The following is a 20421-nucleotide window of genomic DNA, read 5'->3' on the forward strand; positions in this document are numbered from 1 at the left end:
CATGAACGACCGACGCTTTTATCGCCTAGTCCCTGCATTGGCCGCCACCTGCCTGACGGTGGCCTGTGGATCGGTGCTGCAATTGGCCGGCATCGAAGGAACTGGCGACTCCACGGGTTCGGCGTCTGGCTATGGCAGCCTGTTCGTCAACGGCCGGGCCTTCGCGACTGATACGACCCAGTTCACGCTCAATGGCGAGACCGTCACCGAGGCGGACATTCGCATCGGCATGCAGACGCGTGTCGAAGGTGATCTGTTGGCCCCGCGTGCGGATCGCGTGACCGCTGCGCGCAGCCTGCTGGCACCGATTGACGGCATCTCCCGTGTGGGTGCGGTCAAGGCTGCCACGCTGTCGATCCTGGGTCAGAACGTGCAGGTTGACGAGATGACCCGTCTCGTCGGCACCAGCCTTGATGCGCTGCATTCCGACATGCTGGTCGACGTGCACGCCCTCGTGTCCGACGGCGGCGGCCTGCTCGCGACCTACCTGACGGTGGCCGACGACGCGTACGTACCCGCAAGCCAGGAACTACTCGTGACGGGGTACATCGACACCCTGTCAGCCACTGAACTGACGATGGGCTCGCTGACGGTTGATCTGACCGCCACGGCGGACACCGACACGCTCGCCGTCGGCGACCGCGTGCGGGTTCAAGGGCACCAGCCATCACGCGGTGGCAACCTCATCGCGACGACCATCGCCCGGGATACGCTGGACCCCGCGCCCGGCAGCTATGCCGATCGCGCGGTGCTGGTTGATGGTGTCGACGGAAACACCCTCATCGCGGGCGCCACGACCATCGCACTCGGTGGTGCACAGCGCCTGGATCGCAGCGGCGCAACCATCGAACCGGGTACGCATGTGATCGCCCGTGGTCCTGTCGATGCGTCCGGGCTGCTCACCGCGGTGGATGTCGAAGTCCTGCCAGCGCCGGATGTGGTGCTACGCGGACAAGCCGCGGTGCAGAATGGCGAGATACGTGTCCTGGATCAGGCTGTGGCCACGCGCGCGGTCACGCAGTTGCTGGAGTCACGTGCCGGCGCAGCTCGCCAGTTTGCCGCCACCGACATCCGGGCGGGTGACGCCCTCACGATTGTCGGCTATCGGGATACCTCCGGTGATTTGGTGGCCACGCGTATCGAACGGCAGGATGCACTCGCCCTGGCCTCCGCATACGGTGAGCTCAGCGAGCTGGTCACGGGTGATGAGTCCACCCGCATGCGCGTCGGCGGCGTGCAGGTGGTGACGGACAGCGAGACGGTCTACGAGTCTGTGGCGGGAACCGAGATCCCGAAAGCCGTCTTCGAGGCCACCGCAACAGCGGGACTGACCACGCAGGCCTGGGGTGTCGAGGATCAAGCGGTCGGCGTCCTCCGTGCGGATCGCATCCGGCTGCTGAACTCCGAAGAAGACATCGCCGGCCGGTAGCGCCGGCGCAGGAGCGACCTAGCCTGCCACCCCATTGGCCGGTTAGGTCGCCTCGCTGCTCGCAAATGGCACGACGGCCTGAATCGAATCAGCGCCCGCCGCCAGCATCAAGAGCCTGTCGACCCCTAGCGCCACGCCAGAACAGGCTGGCAAGCCCTGTTCCAGCGCTTGCTGCCAATCGGTATCCAGCGGGATCGGTGCGGCGCCGCGCGCCCGTCGCTCGGCATGGTCCCGACTTGCACGTTGCCGCCAGGCCGACGCATCGGTGAGTTCTTCTCCGCCATTCGCGAGTTCCACACCCTTCCAGTACACCTCGAAGCGCAATGCGCGTTCCGGGTGCTCGGGGTCCAGGCGAGCAAACGACGCGTCGTCGGCAAGAAATCCGGTGACAAACTGAGGCCCGTCACGCCCCAGCATCGGCTGCACACAATGAGAGAACAACAGGTCACGCAGACCGCCGGCATCCAGGGCACCCGTCAGCTCGGCTGAGAATCCAAGCTGTCCGGCCCGCTCGCGCAGGACGGCCGGCGTGCTATCGGCCGGCACGCCGGTCTGTTGCTCGAAGCAGCGTCCCCAATCGCAATGGGCAGTGGCTGACTCCAGCGCAGGCGCCGCCAGGCGGAGCACGGCGAGGACCTCGTCCATGAGCGCCTGCATCCCCCACCCTGGCCGGTACCACTCCAGCATCAGAAACTCCGGCTGGTGCCAGTGCCCGACCTCCCCGGCGCGATAAGCATGCCCGAGCTGATAGATCGGCCGCCCATGTTCGGCCACCAGGCACTTGAGCAAGGCCTCTGGGGATGACTGCAGATAGGCTGGCTGCTCCCCCATCCGCTGCACCGGAGTCTCCGGTATATGCGGGTCCGAGGCGCAGGTGCGCCGGAGCATTGGCGTGTCGACTTCGAGCACGCCGGCCGCGGAAAAGTAAGCGCGAATGGCTTCCATCAGCCGTCCGCGCCGCTCCAGCATGGCCCAATCCAGCCCGGAGCCTGCCGCTCCGGCCACAGGCCTACTCCTTCACGCGCGAGACGTACTCGGCCGTGCGGGTGTCCACCTTCAGCAGTTCGCCTTCTTCGACGAACAGGGGCACGCGGACGACGGCGCCAGTTTCCAGCGTTGCGGGCTTGCCACCGCCACTGGAGGTATCACCCCGGACGCCAGGGTCGGTCTCGGTAACCTTAAGCTCGACGAAGTTCGGCGGTTCGACAGAGATTGGCGCGCCGTTCCACAACATGAGCTTGCAGACGTCCTGCTCCTTGAGCCACTGCTTGGACTCACCCACGGCGACTTCATCGGCGGAATACTGTTCGAAGGAATTCGGCTCCATGAAATGCCAGAATTCGCCATCGTAGTAGAGGTACTGGAGTTCCAGTTCCATGACGTCGGCCCCTTCCACCGAGTCACCGGACTTGAAGGTCTTCTCGACCACGCGTCCGTTCTTGAGGTTGCGTACGCGCACCCGGTTGAAGGCCTGCCCTTTGCCCGGCTTGACGAATTCGTTCTCGACAATCGTGTAGGGGTCTCCATCGAGCAAAATCTTCAGGCCGCTCTTGAATTGGTTGGTGGCGTAGGTCGTCATATGGTCTCGCTCGCGCGGCGCAGGGTCGCCCCGCGCCCGTAGAAATGAAAGGACGTTAGAAAGTGCGCATGATACAGCCTGTCCCAGAGGCAACCGAAACCCGCGGCAGTTATCGGGACCCGCTCGCGCTGTTGGCCGACTGCGACCTGCAGGTCTCCGACCTGCCGTATCCGGTCGATACCGCGCCGGAATTCCCCTTTCTGGTGCCGCGTTCGTTGGCAGCGCGTATCCGATCCGGCGACCCCAACGACCCGGTTTTACGCCAAGTCTTGTCCAGTCTGGAGGAGCGCGACCCCGACCCGCTGGCCTCCCGAGACCCCGTCGGTGAGACCCAATTCACCATCGATGGTGGGCTGATCCGCAAGTATCCAGGCCGGGCTCTGCTGGTCACCACCGGCGCCTGCGCGGTTCACTGCCGGTATTGCTTTCGGCGACATACCGACTACGCAGAGGTCGGCATGGGGCATCAAATCGACCAGGCAGTCGACGCCATTCGTTCGGACCCAAGCCTGCACGAAATCATTCTGTCGGGAGGCGATCCGCTCTCTCTGTCAGCGCAACGATTGACCAAGCTCATCGCCGCGCTGGAAGCCATCGACCACGTGCAGACGCTGCGATTGCACTCACGAACCCTGGTGGTCGACCCAGGACGTGTGGCCAACCACTTGGTGGAACGACTGGCGACGTCACGCCTGCGCGTTGTGCTGGTCACCCACGTCAATCATCCCAATGAACTGGGACCAGAGGCTTCGGAACGCCTGCACGCCCTGGCCAGAGCCGGTGTCACCCTGCTCAACCAGGCCGTGCTGCTCCAGGCGGTCAACGACGATGTCACAACCCTGGCGGCGCTATCCGAAGCCCTCTTTGCGAACAGGGTGTTACCCTATTATTTGCATGCGCTGGACCCCGTCGCCGGCGCCTCCCATTTTCGTGTTCCGGACAGCCGGGCTCTGCCACTGATGCAAGCATTGCGAGATCGATTGCCGGGTTACCTGGTCCCCCGCTACGTCCGCGAGGTCCCGGGTGATGCGTCGAAGCGGCCGGTGACGTCGGACGTACCACCCACGGCGCAGGCATGACACGCAGCTCTCATAAGCATCAGCTCATCGTTGCGTCCCGTACCGAGAATCTGGCGAACACGATCCAGAGCGAGTTGCGTAATACCGGGATTCATACCCAGGTCCACTGGCCCAGCGCCAGTGACGAATTCGGTGCCATGCTCGAAAGCCTGGAGCCGGAACTCGTGCTCTGCGAAGAGCGCCTCAAGGACCCGGCGGTCGAGGACGTCATTCGCGCCGTTCGGGACTTTGATCCCGACCTGCCGGTACTGGTGATGGGCGACCATGTCACCTTGATGCGCACCGTCGGGGCGCTGGATCTGGGTGCGCGCGACTTCGTTTCGTCGCTGGATATGCGCCATCTGACACTGATCGCACGTCGGGAGCTGGAATGCTATGCGGACCGCCGGCGGATGCACGCTTTGTTCAAGCGCAGTCAGGAGCTGGAAGCCCGCGCCCGCGCCCTGCTCAAGGAAACCGGGGACGCCGTCCTACACGCCAACGAGGGCGTGATCACCGAGGTGAATCCAGCGTTTCTCGGGATTCTGGGCCGGACCACCGGTGACGACGCGCTCATCGGTCAGACCCTGCTGGATATCGCGGCGCTAGACGACCAGTCCACGCTCAAGACCGTACTCAAGCGTGCTCGGAAAAAACCCGGCGTTGAGATCGAGGCGGAAGTTCGCCTCATGGGCAAGGATGGCGTGACACCGCCCATCCAGCTGGGCGTGTCAGCCAAAACGGTCGATGGCGAACTCATCACCGAATGCATGATTCACCAGGGCGCGCTGGAACGTGCATTTACACCGGGCAGCCGCCCCGATTTGTTCAAGCGCCTGTCAGCATTAACCCCACCTACCGATGGCAGCACCCAGGCCATGGTCCTGGTCCTGGTCGACCAGTTCGACGGCCTGGAGGAACGGATTGGCTATCTGGATTCCGATCAGGTGCTGCAACGGCTTTATGACATGCTGGCCCCGGTCCAGGCACCTGGCGACCGTGTGTTCCGGTTTTCGATGTCGGAGCTGATTCTGCTGATTCGCCGCGATTCACCCGAGGCTACGCGCGACTTTGCCGACCGACTGCTGGACGTGGTCACCTCCGCGACGTTTACAACCGCGGAGCACGAAACCTCGATTACCGCGACCATCGTGTCATTCCCGCTCACAGGGGATGAACGGCCGCAAAGCCTCATCCGGGATATGCGAAGAAATGCCGCCCAGGTTTCGCGCCGCGGCGGCAACGTGAGCGTGTTCATGGGCCCAACGGCCGAGGCCACGGAACGCAAGCGCGTCGCCGACCAGCAAGCGCAGCGCATTCGCGAGGCATTGGCTGGTGACGGACTGCGGCTGGTCTTCCAACCAATTGCCAGCCTGGAAGGCGAACCTGGACGCCTGCTGGACACCCATCTGCGCATGCTAACCGGCGACGGTAGCGAACTCATGGCGATGGACTTCCTGCCGGTTGCCATCGAGTACGGCCTGATGCCGCAGATCGATGAGTGGGTGATGCAGGCCGCGGTCAGGCAGCTCGCCGAATCGGACGAATCCGGCGGCGACGACCCCACGCTGTTCATCCGGATGTCCAATCAGACGCTGGCCAACCCCGATGCCATGCTCAAGGTCTGGCAGGACGCCGTGGAGACCCAGCGCATCCGGCCGGCGCAGCTGGTGTTTGAGATCGGAGAAGGACAGATTCACGACCACCGATCCAAGTTTGCCGCCCTGCGGCAGAAAATCATCGACGGCCAGGGCCGCCTGGCCATCGATCGATTCGGCAACCGACACGCCTCGATTGGATTGCTCAGCACGGTCGAGCCGGAGTTCATCAAGTTGGACCCGGCATTCACCCGTTCGCTGGAATCATCAGACGACAGCGCACGCCGCCAGTTCGCCGAGATTATCGAAACCGCGCAGAGCAAGGGCATCCGGACCATCGCAGAGCATGTCGAAGACGCCAATGCGATGGCTCAGCTCTGGCAGTTGGGCATCAATTACGTTCAGGGCAATCACGTACAGTCGTCAATGACGGCTGACGAGCCGCTCGCCGACAGTATCGCCCTGGTCTAGGCACGTTGGACACCCACCCGTGGCCGTGCAAACGCGGCCCGGGTGCGAGCAGACAGGCCGCGCCATTCGAGATGCGCGCCAGGTGACTCGGCATGCCCCCTGTCAGACGCAATCCTCAGGCAAGGCGCCGGTTTCACGTCCAGCCTGCATCCGCTCTCGCCGTCTGGAATTCACAAAGTGCCGCCCACCGGGGCAGCGCGACGTCGTCAGCGCTATACAAGCCGACCCGCCCCGGTTCACCGATGGCGGGTCGCTGTGGACAGCCGGGCTTGCCGGCTAGCGGTCTGCGGCTTCCAAGGCTCGGATGCGCTCGCCCAGCGGCGGGTGGGTCATGAAGAGATGGCGCAAGCCCTGACCCACGCCCCCGGCGATACCGAATGCGCTGAACTGCTCAGGCAGCGGCTCGGGTTGTCCGCCCTGCAGGCGGCGCAGCGCGGCGATCATCTTCCGCCGGCCAGCCAGATGAGCCCCTGCGGCATCCGCCCGGAATTCACGCTGGCGGGAGAACCAGCAGACGACGATCGAGGCCAACACGCCGAACAGGATCTCGAAGACGATCCATGAGATGAAATACCCCGGACCGCGGCCATCCTGGTTACGGAAGATGACACGGTCTACGAAGAACGCCGCCAGCCGGGCAAGAAAGATCACAAAGGTGTTCACCACGCCCTGAATCAGCGTGAGCGTCACCATGTCACCATTGGCGATGTGGCCGATCTCGTGACCGAGTACCGCCTCGACCTCATCGGCCGACATCGTTTGCAACAAGCCCGTGGATACGGCCACCAGCGCATTATTCTTGGAGGCACCGGTTGCGAATGCATTGGGGGCCGGCGAATGAAAAATCGCCACCTCTGGCATGCCGATGCCGGCCTGGCGAGCCAGACGTTGCACGGTCTGCAGCAACCAGGCTTCCTGGGAGTTGGATGGTCGTTCGATCACCTGCGCGCCCATGGACCGCTTGGCCATCCACTTACTCATGGCCAGCGAGATAAAGGCTCCGCCAAACCCGAAGACCGCGGCCAGCAGCAAGGTGCCGGCATAGTTGAACTGCCCGCCGGTGCTCTGAGCCAGGTCGATGCCGAACACCGCGCTCAGCACGAAGAGCACGGCCGTGAGCACGACCATGATGGCGATGTTGGTGGCGACGAACAGCAGAATGCGTTTCATGCGGTTAAAGCCTCTACTCAAATCCGAGGGGAAGACAGTCTGCAGTGCAATATGTGCCCGACCGGGCGCGAATCAAGCGTCGACCGCCAACACGTTTTGCACACGTTGGAACCCACGAGGCAGCAAGGCACCACGCTGCGCCCGCTTGCCCAGGTAGGTGGCCTCCACATCGACCACCCTCAGGCCGATATGCCGCGCGCCACTCTCGATCCGCAATTGCTGGCCGGGTGCCAGCGCCGCCCAGCCCACCAGCGTCTCGCCCTTCTTGAGACTCATGAGCTTGTTGCCCTTACCGCGGGTGAGTTCAGGCAGTTCCTCCAGCGGGAACGCCAGCATGCGACCGGTTGACGCCACCACGCAAAGCCATTGCGCCTGCGCGACCAGCGGCAGCGGTGCCAGCACTTGGCTGCCCTTCGGCACGGTGAGCACGGCCTTGCCGCTCTTGTTCCGGCTTTCGAGGTCGGCCATTTTGGTCACGAAGCCATACCCGGCATTGGAGCCCAGCAGCACCCGCTGTGTCGCGTCTCCCAGGATCAAGCCGACGAACCGTGCACCGGCCGGCGGGTTGAGCTTGCCGGACAGCGGCTCGCCCTGCCCCCGGGCCGACGGCAGCTTATGAGCTGCGAGCTGGTAGGACCGCCCGGTGGAGTCGAGCACGATGAGCGGCTGATTGCTACGCCCCGGCACATCGCAGAGATAGCCGTCACCCGCCTTGAAGTTCAACGCATCGGCCTCGACCGCATGCCCCTTGGCCGCGCGAATCCACCCGAGTTCGGACAACACGACGGTAATCGGCTCGGCGGGCAGCAGGTCTGACTCCGACAGGGCGCGGGCCGGCGGTCGCGCTTCGATCGCGCAACGGCGGGCGTCGCCATATTTCTCCGCGTCGGCGGCCAGCTCCTTGCGGATCAACGCCGTCATCTTGGATTCCGATCCCAACACGCCAGAGAGCCACTTGCGTTCGGCCTCCAGCTCGTCCTGCTCACCTCGAATCTTCATCTCTTCCAGACGCATGAGATGGCGCAGACGTAGATTGAGAATCGCCTCGGCCTGGATTTCTGAAATGCCAAAGCGATCCATCATCACCGGCTTGGGAGATTCCTCGGTGCGAATAATGCGGATGACCTCATCGATGTTGAGGTAGGCAACCAACAAGCCCTCAAGGATATGTAGCCGGTCTTCGACCTTGCCCAGGCGATGCTCCAGCCGTCGACGCACGGTCTGGCGACGGAAGACCAACCATTCGCTGAGAATCTCCACCAGGCCGCGAACCCGCGGACGCCCGTCCAGCCCGATCATGTTGAGATTGACCCGGATGGTCTTCTCCAGATCGGTCGTGGCACAGAGGTGGGCGATGAGCGCATCCACATCCACCCGGTTAGAGCGTGGAGAAATGACCAATCGGCATGGGGATTCATGATCCGATTCGTCACGCAGGTCATCGACCATCGGCAGTTTCTTCGCCCGCATCTGTGCGGCAATCTGCTCGAGAATCTTCGCCCCGGAGACCTGGTGCGGCAGCGCGGTCACGATGAGATCCTGGCCGTCGCGTTCGAAGACGGCGCGTACACGAACCTGTCCGTTGCCGGTTTCGTAAATCGCGCGCAATTCATCACTCGAAGAGACGATGTCGCAGCCGGTCGGAAAATCCGGGGCCGGCATCAGTGCCAACAGGTCGTCGAGCTGCGCCTTGGGCTTGTCCAGTAAATGCCGGGCGGCGGCCACGACCTCTCGCAGGTTGTGGGGCGGCACATCCGTTGCCATGCCGACCGCAATCCCGGACCCGCCGTTGAGCAGCACATTGGGCAGGCGGGCCGGCAACACCCGTGGCTCGGTCAGGGTTCCATCGAAGTTGGGAACCCATTCCACCGTGCCCTGGTCGATCTCGGCCAGCAGCGTGGCCGCATAGGGAGCCAACCTCGATTCGGTGTACCGCATGGCCGCAAACGACTTGGGGTCATCCGGCGAGCCCCAGTTACCTTGCCCGTCGACGATGGGATACCGGTAGGTAAAGGGCTGGGCCATGATCACCATGGCCTCGTAGCACGCGCTGTCGCCATGCGGATGAAACTTGCCGATCACATCACCCACGGTGCGCGCCGACTTCTTGTGCTTAGAGGCTGCACTCAGCCCCAGCTCGCTCATGGCGTAGGTGATACGACGCTGCACCGGCTTCAGCCCGTCGCCGATATGCGGCAGGGCGCGGTCCAGTACCACGTACATGGAATAGTCCAGATACGCCTTCTCGGCGAAGGTCTTCAGGGGCAGGTATTCGCCCTCTAGCGCGGATTCGTCAGTCATGTTCGACTCGTTTGGATTCGATGGTCAGCAACAACGCTGCGCCAGGGCGCTCAGCCCACAGGCTCGGCGCGATCTCCTTCAGCTTCCAGCCAGCCGCGTCGATCGGACGCCCGCTTCTTGGCCAGCAACATGTCAAACAACGCGTCCGCATCGGCGGCCTCGACGCGCAGCTGGACCAGCCGCCGGGTATCAGGCGCCATGGTGGTTTCCCTCAACTGGGGCGGATTCATCTCACCCAGACCCTTGAATCGGGTGACCGAAACCTTGCCCTTGATGTTCTCGGCCGCGATTCGGTCAAGCACGCCGTCCCGCTCGGCCTCATCGAGGGCATATTCGACCTGTTTGCCGATATCGATGCGGAATAACGGTGGCATGGCGACATAAACATGCCCCTGCTCGACCAACGGCCTGAAATGCTTCAGAAATAGCGCGCACAACAACGTCGCGATGTGCAGGCCATCAGAGTCGGCATCTGCGAGGATGCAGATCTTGCCGTAGCGCAGGCCGGACAAATCGCTTTGCCCTGGCGAGATGCCGATGGCGACCGAGATATCGTGGATTTCCTGAGACCCGAGCACCTCGGCCGAATCGACCTCCCAGGTATTCATGATCTTGCCCCGCAGCGGCATGATGGCCTGCGTGGTGCGGTCCCGAGCCTGCTTCGCCGACCCACCGGCCGAGTCGCCTTCCACCAAGAATAATTCGGTTTGGGCCGGGTCATCGACGACGCAGTCAGCGAGCTTGCCGGGCAACGCCGGTCCAGTGACGACCTTTTTGCGAACCACCTTCTTGGCGGCCCGCGTCCGGCGCTGTGCGGCCGAGATAATCCACTGAGCCAGCGCCTCCCCGTCTTGATGATGCTGGTTCAGCCACAGACTGAACGCATCCTTGACGACGCCCGACACGAACGCCGCACACTCACGGGAGCTCAGCCGCTCCTTGGTCTGGCCAGCGAACTGCGGATCCTGCATTTTCACCGACACCACGTACCCGCAGCCATTCCAGACATCATCGGGCGTGATACGAAGGCCTCGAGGCAGCAGATTGCGAAACTCACAGAACTCGCGCATGGCCTCGGTCAGCCCGGTTCGCAGCCCATTAACGTGCGTGCCACCCTGCGGCGTGGGCACCAAGTTCACGTAGCTTTCCGTGACCACCGTGGCATCGGTGTCTTCATCGATCACCCAGGCCACCGCCCAGTCCACACCCTCGCGTTCAGACGCAAAATGCCCGACAAATGCCGACTGGGGCACACGCTCGGCGGAACCGATAGCCTCATCCAGGTATTCCGCCAGGCCATCGGCGTAGCACCAGACTTCCGGCCCGTCCGCACCGGGGTAGTCGAAGACCACCCGCAAGCCGGGACATAGCACCGCCTTGGCGCGCAGCACATGGCGCAGCCGGGCGATGGAAAACTTCGGCGTGTCGAAAAAACTGGCATCGGGCCAGAACCGTAGCCGCGTGCCGGTGTTCCGTTTGCCGACCGAATCAACGGCTTGGAGTGGTTCGGTCAGATGGCCGCCGGCATAGGTCGACACCCAGCGCTGACTATCACGCTTGATCTCCACCTCCAGCCGTGTCGACAAGGCATTGACCACGGACACGCCAACGCCGTGCAACCCCCCGGAAAACTGGTAGTTCTTATTGGAAAATTTTCCGCCGGCATGCAAGCGCGTGAGGATGAGTTCCACGCCTGGCACCCCATGTTCCGGGTGCACATCCACCGGCATGCCGCGCCCGTCATCCTCGACTTGCAATGAGCCATCGTCGAATACGGTGATCCGAATCTCGGTGGCATGGCCCGCCAGCGCCTCGTCGACGCTGTTGTCGATCACTTCCTGCGCCAGATGATTGGGCCGGGCGGTGTCGGTAAACATGCCGGGGCGCTTGCGAACAGGCTCGAGCCCGCTGAGCACCTCAATGGAGGCCGCGTCGTAACTGCTTGTCATGTTAGTAGTGCTGAACAGGCGGCAAGGCGCCGCGTGTGGGCAACGTAAAGGAGCCCCAGGCCGCAATCAAGCATCGCGCGCTCCGGATTGACCCCGGCCTCGTGGTGTCAGGGCAAAGGGCCGGCCATGATTGAATCCAGTACACTTGCGCGCCCGATCCGCCCCCCCCGCGACACCCATGAGCCAGCCCGACGCGCCCGCAACCGTCTCCCTCTCAGATTTCGAAACGGCAGTCTCTGAATTGGAGTCCATTGTCGAAGCCATGGAATCCGGCGATTTGAGCCTGGAGCAGGCCCTGCAGCGCTTTGAGCGCGGTGTGACACTGGTCAAATCCTGCCAGGATGCCGTTCGCCACGCCGAGCTGCGGATCCGTCAGCTGACCGAAGACGGGGAAGAGACGCCGCTGCCGGACGACGAGCCGACCCCGTGACCCCCGACACGCTCCGGCAGCGACTGGAACAGCGGGCACAACGCCTGGAGGCGATTGCGCAGCGCTGGCTACCGCCCCCCGACGCCCTGCCCGAACGGCTGCACGCCGCCATGCGCTACGCCGTGCTGGGAGGCGGTAAGCGCCTACGCCCGCAGCTGGTCTACGCCAGCGGTGAAGCCCTGGGCCTGGCGCCGGCCCGGCTGGATGCCGTGGCATTGGCTGTCGAGCTCATCCATGCCTACTCGCTCATCCATGATGATCTGCCGGCGATGGACGACGACGACCTGAGGCGAGGCCGCCCCACCACCCACAAAGCGTTTGACGAGGCGACCGCCATCCTGGCTGGCGACGCGTTACAGCCCTTGGCATTCGAGATTCTGGCCACGGATGCCAGCATCGCTGGGGGAGCGCAGCAGCGGCTGGCCATGATCAGCCGGCTGGCCCGAGCGGCCGGCTCCTGCGGCATGGTCGGCGGACAGGCGGTGGACCTGCAGCAGGTCGGGCAGCAGCCGGATCTGAACACCATCGACACCATGCACGGGTTGAAAACCGGACGCCTCATCCATGCCGCCACCCTGTTACCCGCCGATTTGGCCGACGCGGCTGACACCGCGGTCCAGGCACTGGAGGCGTATTCCTCACGCATCGGCCTGGCGTTCCAGATCCACGACGACGTCCTCGACGAAACCACCGAAACGGCCGTGCTCGGTAAGCCCCAAGGCGCCGATCGCGCGGCCGGCAAGCCCACCTACCCGGCGCTGCTAGGGCTTGATGCCTCGCGTCAGCGTGCGCAAACACTCACCGACGAGGCGCTAGACCATTTGCGCGGCTTCGGTCCCGAAGCCGATGGGCTGCGCGCGTTGGCACAACACATGATTCAACGGAAGCACTAAGTTTGAAGCCAATGCCATACCGCCCCATAATGGTGCGATCCCACCGCCTGGTAATTCCGTGTCATGTCTGACGCGTCTGGATATTCTCTGCTCGGTCGCGTGCACTCGCCCGAGGATTTGCGCGCACTGCCGGAAGATCAGCTTCCTGCCCTCGCCGTTGACCTACGCCGGTTTCTGATCGAAACCCTGGGTCGTATTGGCGGGCATTTCGCCGCCAATCTCGGCACCGTCGAATTGACGATCGCCTTGCACTACCTGCTGAACACCCCGGATGACCGTCTGGTCTGGGATGTCGGCCATCAGGCCTACCCGCACAAGGTGCTGACCGGACGCCGGTCGCGCCTGGAAACCATTCGCCGCAAGGATGGGCTTGCGCCGTTTCCAGCCCGCGAGGAAAGTGAATACGACACCTTTGGAACCGGACACTCCAGCACCTCAATTTCCGCAGCCGTCGGCATGGCCGAGGCCATCCGCATCCGCGGAAACAGGGGACAGCAGCGTGTGGCCTGTGTGATTGGCGATGGCGGCATGACCGCCGGAATGGCATTCGAGGCCCTGAACCACCTCGGGACAGCCGGTAGCGACGTGCTGGTCATCTACAACGACAACGACATGTCGATCTCCGAGAATGTCGGCGCCTTGCGCGATCACTGTGCCCGCGTGTTTTCACGGCGGCCGGACGCCGCACGCTCGGCGGAAGCCTACCGCCGCGCCGCAGCGCCCGAATCGGACCTGTCGCCCGATGACGGTGACCTGTTCGAGTCCTTGGGTGTGCAGTATCTCGGCCCCGTCGACGGCCACGATCTGGACAGCCTGCTGCCGGCACTGCGCAATGCCTTGCAGATCCGCGGACCGCGGCTGCTGCATGTCGCGACCGTCAAGGGCAAGGGCTTCGATCCGGCCGAGTGTGATCCCATTGCGTACCACGGGGTCACGAGCTTTGACCCCGTCACGGGCGAGATGCCCAAGTCCAAGAGCAGCCGGCCGACATTCACCAAAATATTCGGCCAATGGCTTTGTGAAGCGGCCGAATCCAATCCTGACCTGGTGGCCATCACACCCGCGATGCGCGAGGGGTCAGGCCTGGTCGAGTTTGCCCAACGATTCCCCGATCGCTATTTCGATGTCGCCATCGCCGAGCAACACGCGGTCACGCTGGGCGCCGGTCTGGCAACCGAAGGCCTGCACCCGGTGGTCGCGATTTACTCGACCTTTTTGCAGCGCGGCTACGACCAGCTCATCCATGATGTCGCCATCCAGAACCTGCCGGTGATGTTTGCCATCGACCGCGGGGGGCTGGTGGGGGCCGATGGTGCCACCCATAACGGCGCGTTCGATCTGAGTTTTATGCGCTGCATCCCCAATATGGTGGTCATGGCGCCCAGCGATGAAAACGAATGCCGTCGCATGCTGGCAACCGGCATGGCCCACCCGGGCCCCAGTGCCGTGCGCTACCCCCGTGGTAGCGGTCCCGGCGCCGAGCTGGATGACAAGCTGCAGCCCCTGACGATGGGTCAGGCTCGGATCGTCCGCTCTGCCCTGGGTCGCCGACGTCCTCGGGTCGCCATTCTGGCGTTTGGCATCATGGTGGAACCCGCGCTGGCGGCCGCTGAATTGCTCGACGCCACGGTGGTGGACATGCGCTTTGTCAAACCGCTGGACGTGGACATGATCCTGCGCATGGCAGACGAAGCCGATCTGCTTGTGACCATCGAAGACAATGTGGTGGCCGGAGGCGCAGGCAGCGGCGTCAACGAAGTGCTCATGGAGCGGCATCTGGCCGTCCCTGCCCTCAACCTGGGCCTGCCGGACCGCTTTGTCGAGCATGGGGGGCGCGAAGAGATGCTCGCCAGCCTCGGTCTGGACGCCGCCGGTATTCAGCGCGCCATCCAGCGTCGTCTGAGGGCACGTGATCTGGACGATGTGAGCTCGGCAGGCCAGACGGGCTAGCCCCATACGCCGCGGGTGTTCCCTGGACGGCTCACACCTTAGTCGGTGTAGCGTCCGGGGCGCGTCGACAGCGTATCCAGTCGCCAGAAGGCCGATGGCGTCGCGGCCTCGATTCGGGCTTCCAGCCCTGGCTCCAGCCCCGGAAACAAGTCAAAGCCGATCCGGGCTTCCACGGCATCAACCGTGGTCACGTAGCGTCGCAGATCGGCCCGTGGCGGCGCGGATTGCGGAACAATGAAACTCAACGCCTGCCACTCTCCGCCGGGCGTTCTGGCCAGCAAGACCCGATACAGGGCATCGGGGACTTCCACGCCCTGGCCCACCCATTCACGCACGTCATCAAACACCGGCCCGGTCACGACCCAGAACTGCTCGGCCTCGCGGCTCCAGGCGTCTGTTTCCAGCTCCTCGATGCGTTGCCAGACCCCGCGGTTCATATCCGGGCGCTGGGCGACGATGTTGGTCATTCGAAACGTCGCCAGCTGCGCCTGGCGGCCATAGAGACGCGAGATGGCGTAATTCGGGGCCAGATGGCCGCGCCCATACCCACTGCCGGACAGCGCGCGCGGGCCTGGCTGGTGAAATACCCGCCAGTCACGGGTGAAGCGCTCGGGCCGCGGCGGCCCGGCCGGATTCTCGACCCATCCGCTCCGATACGCCACCCATAACGGCGCCCCACGCCACTCGGAGTAGCCGGTGTAGAACCCCGGCGATTCGAGGATACGCACCCAATGCAATCCATCGGTGATGACAGGGTCTGGCCAACCGCCCGGCAGGCCTGCCCGCTGCGCCGATGGGGGTAGCACCAGCCCGGCAACCAAGGCCGCCAGCGCCAATGCAGCGGCGAGCAGCCACCGCCTTTGTCGCCGACGCATCAGCGTGTCGCGCTTTGCTCATCGAACCAGGCCAGTTCCTGACGCAGGCGGACGACGGTGCCCACAATGAGCAACGCGGGACCGGTGAGGCCGGTGTCAGCGACCGCGGCCTCCAGCGTAGCCAAGGTGCCCGTCACCACCCGCTGAGATTGCAGCGTGCCGGATTCAACCATGGCGCAGGGGTGGTCGGCCGCCAGGCCATGGGCGATGAGCTGCTGACATAGCTCACCCAATGTCGCCAGCCCCATGTACACCACCAGAGTTTGCTGGGGCGCAGCCATGGCAGTCCACGGTAAATCCAGGGCGCCATTGGCCTTACGATGTCCTGTGACCAACATGCAGGACTGTGCGTGGTCACGATGCGTCAATGGGATCCCGGCATAGGCTGCGCAACCGGCGGCGGCGGTAATCCCAGGCACCACCTCGACCTGCAGACCGGCCGCGGCCACATCGGCAATCTCCTCACCACCGCGCCCGAAGATGAACGGATCGCCGCCCTTGAGCCGCACCACCTGCTTGCCGGCCCGGGCATGTTCGATCATCAGCGCATTAATTTCGGATTGGGGCACCGTATGCCGATCCCGTCGCTTACCGACGTGGATGCGCTCGGCATCCCGGCGCGCCAGATCGACCAGCGCCTGGTTGACCAGCCGGTCGAAAAGCACGACATCTGCGTCCTGTAGCCGGCGCAGCGCGCGCAAGGTGAGCAGCCCCGGGTCACCAGGCCCGCCACCCACCAACGTCACCCGTCCTGGTTGCATCGCCTCCGAGCTGGCCGCCTGGTCCAACGCCGAATCAATCCGCTGCGCCAACACCGCGTCCGACTCGGCGAAACCCTCTCGCCAAAGACCGTCGACCAGGCGCTCCCAGAATCCGCGCACCCGCGCCGGCGCCAGCTGCGCACGGACACGATCACGGTAACGCCCTGCCGTGGCAATGAACGCACCGAGGCGCTGCGGCAGCGCCTGCTCGATGCGTTCGCGCACCCGTCGCGCGAGTACGGGCATGGCCCCTTGGGAGCTAATCGCCACGATAAGCTCTCCACGCTCCACGATGGCAGGCGTGATGGCCGTGCAGGCGGCCCGATCATCCACCACGTTGACCGGAATCGCCGCCCCGCGAGCGGCATCGGCCACCGCATGGTTGACCTGCGTATCTGACGTCGCGGCGATGACGAGCCGCTGGCCGGTGACATCGGCGGCTTCAAAGCCTCGCGGCGCCCAGTCGATGGCGCCGGATTCGGCCGCCTGACGCAGGCTGGGCGTCAACTCGGGGGCAACAATGCGGATACGCGCCGGCGTCTTGGCCAGCAGGCGCCATTTGCGCTCGGCAACCACGCCGCCGCCAACGATCAGCACGTCGGCCGACGCCATGTCCAGAAACACGGGAAAGTACTGCAACGCAAAGCCTCGGCAAAAGATCGGTGGGACCACGCGGCCGCATGGACCGCCCGGAAAGTCTAACGTAAGGTGACCAAACCACTGATACGGACACGACACCCCGGCCATGAAGTTGCGGCAACTGCATTTCGTTCACGAGATCGTCAAGCATGACCTCAGCATCACGGCCGCGGCCGAGGCGCTATTCACTTCGCAACCCGGCATTAGCAAGCAGCTGCGCCTGCTGGAAGACGAGCTGGGCGTCCCGTTGTTCGAGCGCAGTGGCAAACACCTGACCCGGCTGACCCCGGCCGGCGAACAAATTGTCCAGATTGTCGACCGGGTCTTACTGGACGTGGACAACATCTCGCGGGTGGCCAAGGACTTCTCTGACGGCAACCGAGGGGTGCTGAGCCTGGCCACCACCCATACCCAGGCTCGCTACGCCCTGCCGCCTGCAGTGACGGCCTTCAAGAAGCAGTACCCCGATGTCACGCTGAACCTGCACCAGGGGTCACCACCGCAGATCGCACGAATGGCCGCCGAAGGCGAAGCCGATTTCGCCATCGCAACCGAAGCGCTGCACCATTTCGACGAGCTGGTCATGCTCCCCTGCTATCACTGGAATCGCGCCTTGCTGCTGCGCCCGGGGCATCCGCTGGCCTCGGTGAGCAATCCGGGGCTTAAGGATTTGGCGCGCTACCCGCTGATCACCTACACCTTCGGGTTCACCGGGCGTTCGCAGCTGGATCAGGCCTTTAAGGCCCAGGGCCTGCAGCCGAATGTGGTGCTAACAGCCGTCGACGCCGACGTGATCAAGACCTACGTTCGCCTCGGGCTGGGCGTGGGGATTATTGCCAACATGGCCTACAGTGCCGAGGAGGACGATGACCTGGTCGCCATCGACGCCGGGCATTTGTTCAGCCGAAGCACCACGCATATCGGCTTTCGCCGTAATCAGTTCCTGCGCGACTTCATGGTTCGATTCATCGAAACCTTTGCTCCGCATCTCAAGCGCGACCTGATCGAGCAGGTCATCGAGATTCGCGAGCCCGCCGAGCGCCGGGCCTTTGTGGCCGAGCATGTCGGAGAGGTTCCGGCCTTATAACTAAGCGGCCATGCGGCTTGCGCCAGGGCGCGGTATTGCTATCCTCGCCGCCCGTTTCACCGTGCGGACGTGCCCGATGTATCAATACGACGCCATCGACCAAACCATTGTCGACGAACGCGTCCGTCAGTTTCGTGACCAGACCCAGCGGTTTCTGGCCGGCGAGCTGACCGAAGACCAGTACCGTCCGCTGCGCCTGCAGAACGGGCTTTATATTCAGCGCTTTGCGCCGATGCTGCGCATCGCCATCCCGTACGGGCTGCTGTCATCCCGACAGCTCCGCAAGCTGGCCAGCATCGCGCGTGAGTACGATCGCGGCTACGGTCACTTCACCACCCGCCAGAATCTGCAATTCAACTGGCCTCGGCTGGAAACGGTGCCGGACATTCTGGAAGAGTTGGCCAGCGTGCAGATGCATGCCATCCAGACCAGCGGCAACTGCATTCGCAACACCACGTCAGACCAGTATGCCGGCGTCGCCGCCGACGAGCTGGAAGATCCACGCCCGTATTGCGAGATCATTCGCCAGTGGTCGACGCTGCATCCGGAATTCGCCTACCTGCCCCGCAAATTCAAGATTGCGGTGACCGCCAGCGCCACCGACCGCGCCGCGATCCGCGTCCATGACATCGGGCTGCAAATCGTCGAGAACGCCCAAGGTGAGCGTGGCTTTGCCGTGTTTGTGGGCGGTGGCCTGGGTCGTACGCCGGTCATCGGTACCTGCATCCGTGATTTTCTTGAGCCGGTGCACATGCTCTCGTACCTCGAGGCCATTCTGCGCGTCTACAACCGGTTGGGTCGTCGAGACAACAAGTACAAGGCACGCATCAAGATTCTGGTCCGCGAATCCGGCGCCGAACGCTTTGCCGAGTGGGTCGAGGCCGAGTGGGACAAGCTGCGCGATACAGACCTGCGACTGGAGCCGGAAGACATCGCCCACATACAGGATTTTTTCCAACCGCCCGCCTACGAGCCACGTCGCGACAGCGATGCGGTGGCCGCGCAGGCCGCAAGCGAGTCGGGTTTTGGCCGCTGGATGGCGCATAACGTCATCGCCCACAAGCAGCCCGGCTACCGCATCGTCACGGTGTCGCTCAAAGCCCCGGACGACGCGCCCGGCGATTGCAGTGCAGAACAGATGGAGCGGGTCGCAGACCTGGCCGACACGCATGGGTTTGGCGAAATCCGGACCACGCATGAGCAAAACCTGATCCTGCCCGATGTCCCGCACGAAGACTTGTACACCGTCTGGAAGGCGCTGGATGAGGTCGGCCTGGCCACGCCCAATCACGGCACCCTCTCCGACATGATCGCCTGCCCCGGACTGGATTTCTGCAGCTTGGCCAATGCCGGCTCCATCGGTGTGGCACGCGAGATCAATGCTTTATTCGACGATCTTGACGAGCAGTACGATCTGGGCGAAATCAAGCTCAAGATGTCGGGCTGCATGAATGGCTGCGGCCACCACAGCGTGGGGCATATCGGCATTCTGGGCGTCGATAAGAAGGGCGAAGAGTGGTACCAGATCACCCTGGGTGGCACCGCCGCGGAAGACGCCGAACTTGGTCAGCGGCTAGGTGCATCGGTGTCACGTCAGGACATTGCACCGGCGATCCGCAAGATCGTCGACCGCTACGCCGAGGTCCGTGAAGGCGACGAACTGTTTCTGGACACGGTTCGCCGCCTCGGCATCACTCCTTTCCGAGAGGCGGTTTACGGATGATTCTGCTGCATATCGACGGTTCCACTGAATCCGTGGACTGGCGCCTGCTCGGCGCCGAGGACACCCCGAGCGGGCAAGGCTGGGAAGCCATCGGCCTGGACCACCCCACGGTCGCCCAGGCCGGTGAGCCGCTAGGCCTGCACCTTGAAAACACGGTGGACGTGGAGTCCCTGCCAGTCGACCTCGCCGCATTTCGCTTTGTCGCGCTGGATTTTCCGGCCTTCACCGACGGTCGCGCCTACTCCCAGGCCAGCGTGCTACGCAGCCGGCTTCATTGGACACGGCCCATAGTCGCAACGGGAGACCTGCACCAGGACCAGGCCTGTTATCTCAAGCGCTGCGGCTTTGATGTGTTTGCTGTGGAGGATGCGGCACAGGCCGAGCGGTTGGCGCGCGGGTTCAATGACTTCACGACGGCCTATCAGGCCACGCAGGCGGGTGAGCTACCCGCCTACCGCCGGCGCCGCAGCGCATAAGCTGCCCGGCTTGCCTCAGCGAGTGCCTGAGG

The 20421-nt window shown here is 63.9% G+C and carries 16 protein-coding genes; 9 read left to right on the plus strand and 7 right to left on the minus strand.

Annotated features, from left to right (window positions below; all coding sequences use genetic code 11):
• Position 1 precedes the first annotated feature (1 nt).
• A complete protein-coding gene (locus DEH80_RS10260; RefSeq protein WP_109720408.1) occupies positions 2-1429 on the plus strand; it encodes a DUF5666 domain-containing protein in 1428 nt (475 codons plus the stop codon).
• A 42-nt stretch (positions 1430-1471) separates the two neighbouring features.
• Here DEH80_RS10260 and epmA read toward each other — a convergent pair whose 3' ends face one another.
• Together epmA and efp are read right to left on the minus strand one after the other, a co-directional pair.
• The gene (epmA, locus tag DEH80_RS10265; RefSeq protein WP_133249205.1) at positions 1472-2434 is read right to left on the minus strand and encodes an EF-P lysine aminoacylase EpmA; all 963 of its coding nucleotides are present in this window, start codon (positions 2432-2434) and stop codon (positions 1472-1474) included.
• Between the two features lie 4 nt (positions 2435-2438).
• On the minus strand, positions 2439-3008 hold the full coding sequence (gene efp / locus DEH80_RS10270; protein ID WP_109720410.1) for an elongation factor P: 570 nt from the start codon (positions 3006-3008) through the stop codon (positions 2439-2441).
• Positions 3009-3076: 68 nt separating this feature from the next.
• Here efp and epmB point away from each other — a divergent pair, with 68 nt between their 5' ends.
• Together epmB and DEH80_RS10280 are read left to right on the plus strand one after the other, a co-directional pair.
• Positions 3077-4087 (plus strand): EF-P beta-lysylation protein EpmB, encoded by a 1011-nt coding sequence (gene epmB / locus DEH80_RS10275; protein WP_109720411.1) that lies wholly within the window; start codon positions 3077-3079, stop codon positions 4085-4087.
• Positions 4084-6135: an EAL domain-containing response regulator gene (locus DEH80_RS10280; protein WP_109720412.1), complete on the plus strand. Its 2052-nt coding sequence runs from the start codon at positions 4084-4086 to the stop codon at positions 6133-6135. Before epmB ends, DEH80_RS10280 begins: the two co-directional genes overlap by 4 nt.
• A gap of 276 nt (positions 6136-6411) precedes the next feature.
• Here DEH80_RS10280 and htpX read toward each other — a convergent pair whose 3' ends face one another.
• The 3 genes from htpX to parE all read right to left on the minus strand — a co-directional run bounded on the left by htpX (position 6412) and on the right by parE (position 11555).
• A complete protein-coding gene (htpX, locus tag DEH80_RS10285) occupies positions 6412-7305 on the minus strand; it encodes a protease HtpX (protein WP_109720413.1) in 894 nt (297 codons plus the stop codon).
• Between the two features lie 72 nt (positions 7306-7377).
• Positions 7378-9606 carry a DNA topoisomerase IV subunit A gene (parC, locus tag DEH80_RS10290; protein WP_109720414.1) on the minus strand — a complete coding sequence of 743 codons (2229 nt, stop codon included), beginning with the start codon at positions 9604-9606 and terminating at the stop codon, positions 7378-7380.
• Positions 9607-9656: 50 nt separating this feature from the next.
• Positions 9657-11555 carry a DNA topoisomerase IV subunit B gene (gene parE, locus DEH80_RS10295; RefSeq protein ID WP_109720415.1) on the minus strand — a complete coding sequence of 633 codons (1899 nt, stop codon included), beginning with the start codon at positions 11553-11555 and terminating at the stop codon, positions 9657-9659.
• A 178-nt stretch (positions 11556-11733) separates the two neighbouring features.
• Here parE and DEH80_RS10300 point away from each other — a divergent pair, with 178 nt between their 5' ends.
• The 3 genes from DEH80_RS10300 (at position 11734) to dxs (ending at position 14828) form a co-directional block, all read left to right on the plus strand.
• Positions 11734-11985 carry an exodeoxyribonuclease VII small subunit gene (locus tag DEH80_RS10300; RefSeq protein WP_109720416.1) on the plus strand — a complete coding sequence of 84 codons (252 nt, stop codon included), beginning with the start codon at positions 11734-11736 and terminating at the stop codon, positions 11983-11985.
• Positions 11982-12878 (plus strand): polyprenyl synthetase family protein, encoded by an 897-nt coding sequence (locus tag DEH80_RS10305; RefSeq protein WP_109720417.1) that lies wholly within the window; start codon positions 11982-11984, stop codon positions 12876-12878. The genes DEH80_RS10300 and DEH80_RS10305 overlap by 4 nt, the downstream gene beginning before the upstream one ends.
• 63 nt (positions 12879-12941) lie before the next feature.
• Positions 12942-14828, plus strand: a complete 1887-nt coding sequence (gene dxs / locus DEH80_RS10310; RefSeq protein ID WP_109720418.1) for a 1-deoxy-D-xylulose-5-phosphate synthase — start codon at positions 12942-12944, stop codon at positions 14826-14828.
• A 38-nt stretch (positions 14829-14866) separates the two neighbouring features.
• On the opposite strand, the gene DEH80_RS10315 is transcribed toward dxs, so the two are convergent.
• A complete protein-coding gene (locus DEH80_RS10315) occupies positions 14867-15703 on the minus strand; it encodes a DNA/RNA non-specific endonuclease (RefSeq protein ID WP_109720419.1) in 837 nt (278 codons plus the stop codon).
• Positions 15703-17103 carry a siroheme synthase CysG gene (cysG, locus tag DEH80_RS10320; RefSeq protein WP_109720505.1) on the minus strand — a complete coding sequence of 467 codons (1401 nt, stop codon included), beginning with the start codon at positions 17101-17103 and terminating at the stop codon, positions 15703-15705. The genes DEH80_RS10315 and cysG overlap by 1 nt, the downstream gene beginning before the upstream one ends.
• A gap of 106 nt (positions 17104-17209) precedes the next feature.
• Here cysG and cysB point away from each other — a divergent pair, with 106 nt between their 5' ends.
• The 3 genes from cysB to DEH80_RS10335 all read left to right on the plus strand — a co-directional run bounded on the left by cysB (position 17210) and on the right by DEH80_RS10335 (position 20389).
• A complete protein-coding gene (gene cysB / locus DEH80_RS10325) occupies positions 17210-18190 on the plus strand; it encodes an HTH-type transcriptional regulator CysB (RefSeq protein ID WP_109720420.1) in 981 nt (326 codons plus the stop codon).
• A 76-nt stretch (positions 18191-18266) separates the two neighbouring features.
• Positions 18267-19913 (plus strand): nitrite/sulfite reductase, encoded by a 1647-nt coding sequence (locus DEH80_RS10330; protein ID WP_109720421.1) that lies wholly within the window; start codon positions 18267-18269, stop codon positions 19911-19913.
• Positions 19910-20389: a DUF934 domain-containing protein gene (locus DEH80_RS10335; protein ID WP_109720422.1), complete on the plus strand. Its 480-nt coding sequence runs from the start codon at positions 19910-19912 to the stop codon at positions 20387-20389. The genes DEH80_RS10330 and DEH80_RS10335 overlap by 4 nt, the downstream gene beginning before the upstream one ends.
• Positions 20390-20421: the final 32 nt, after the last annotated feature.

Source organism: Abyssibacter profundi (genome assembly GCF_003151135.1).
Taxonomy (GTDB): domain Bacteria; phylum Pseudomonadota; class Gammaproteobacteria; order Nevskiales; family OUC007; genus Abyssibacter; species Abyssibacter profundi.

Excerpts from the sequence above, each read along its gene's own strand:
- DEH80_RS10300 (WP_109720416.1), top strand. The coding sequence starts at position 11,734 with ATGAGCCAGCCCGACGCGCCCGCAACCGTCTCCCTCTCAGATTTCGAA.
- htpX (WP_109720413.1), bottom strand. The coding sequence starts at position 7,305 with ATGAAACGCATTCTGCTGTTCGTCGCCACCAACATCGCCATCATGGTC.
- parE (WP_109720415.1), bottom strand. The coding sequence starts at position 11,555 with ATGACAAGCAGTTACGACGCGGCCTCCATTGAGGTGCTCAGCGGGCTC.
- DEH80_RS10335 (WP_109720422.1), top strand. The coding sequence starts at position 19,910 with ATGATTCTGCTGCATATCGACGGTTCCACTGAATCCGTGGACTGGCGC.
- epmB (WP_109720411.1), top strand. The coding sequence starts at position 3,077 with ATGATACAGCCTGTCCCAGAGGCAACCGAAACCCGCGGCAGTTATCGG.
- cysB (WP_109720420.1), top strand. The coding sequence starts at position 17,210 with ATGAAGTTGCGGCAACTGCATTTCGTTCACGAGATCGTCAAGCATGAC.
- efp (WP_109720410.1), bottom strand. The coding sequence starts at position 3,008 with ATGACGACCTACGCCACCAACCAATTCAAGAGCGGCCTGAAGATTTTG.
- DEH80_RS10260 (WP_109720408.1), top strand. The coding sequence starts at position 2 with ATGAACGACCGACGCTTTTATCGCCTAGTCCCTGCATTGGCCGCCACC.
- DEH80_RS10330 (WP_109720421.1), top strand. The coding sequence starts at position 18,267 with ATGTATCAATACGACGCCATCGACCAAACCATTGTCGACGAACGCGTC.
- DEH80_RS10315 (WP_109720419.1), bottom strand. The coding sequence starts at position 15,703 with ATGCGTCGGCGACAAAGGCGGTGGCTGCTCGCCGCTGCATTGGCGCTG.
- DEH80_RS10280 (WP_109720412.1), top strand. The coding sequence starts at position 4,084 with ATGACACGCAGCTCTCATAAGCATCAGCTCATCGTTGCGTCCCGTACC.
- parC (WP_109720414.1), bottom strand. The coding sequence starts at position 9,606 with ATGACTGACGAATCCGCGCTAGAGGGCGAATACCTGCCCCTGAAGACC.
- dxs (WP_109720418.1), top strand. The coding sequence starts at position 12,942 with ATGTCTGACGCGTCTGGATATTCTCTGCTCGGTCGCGTGCACTCGCCC.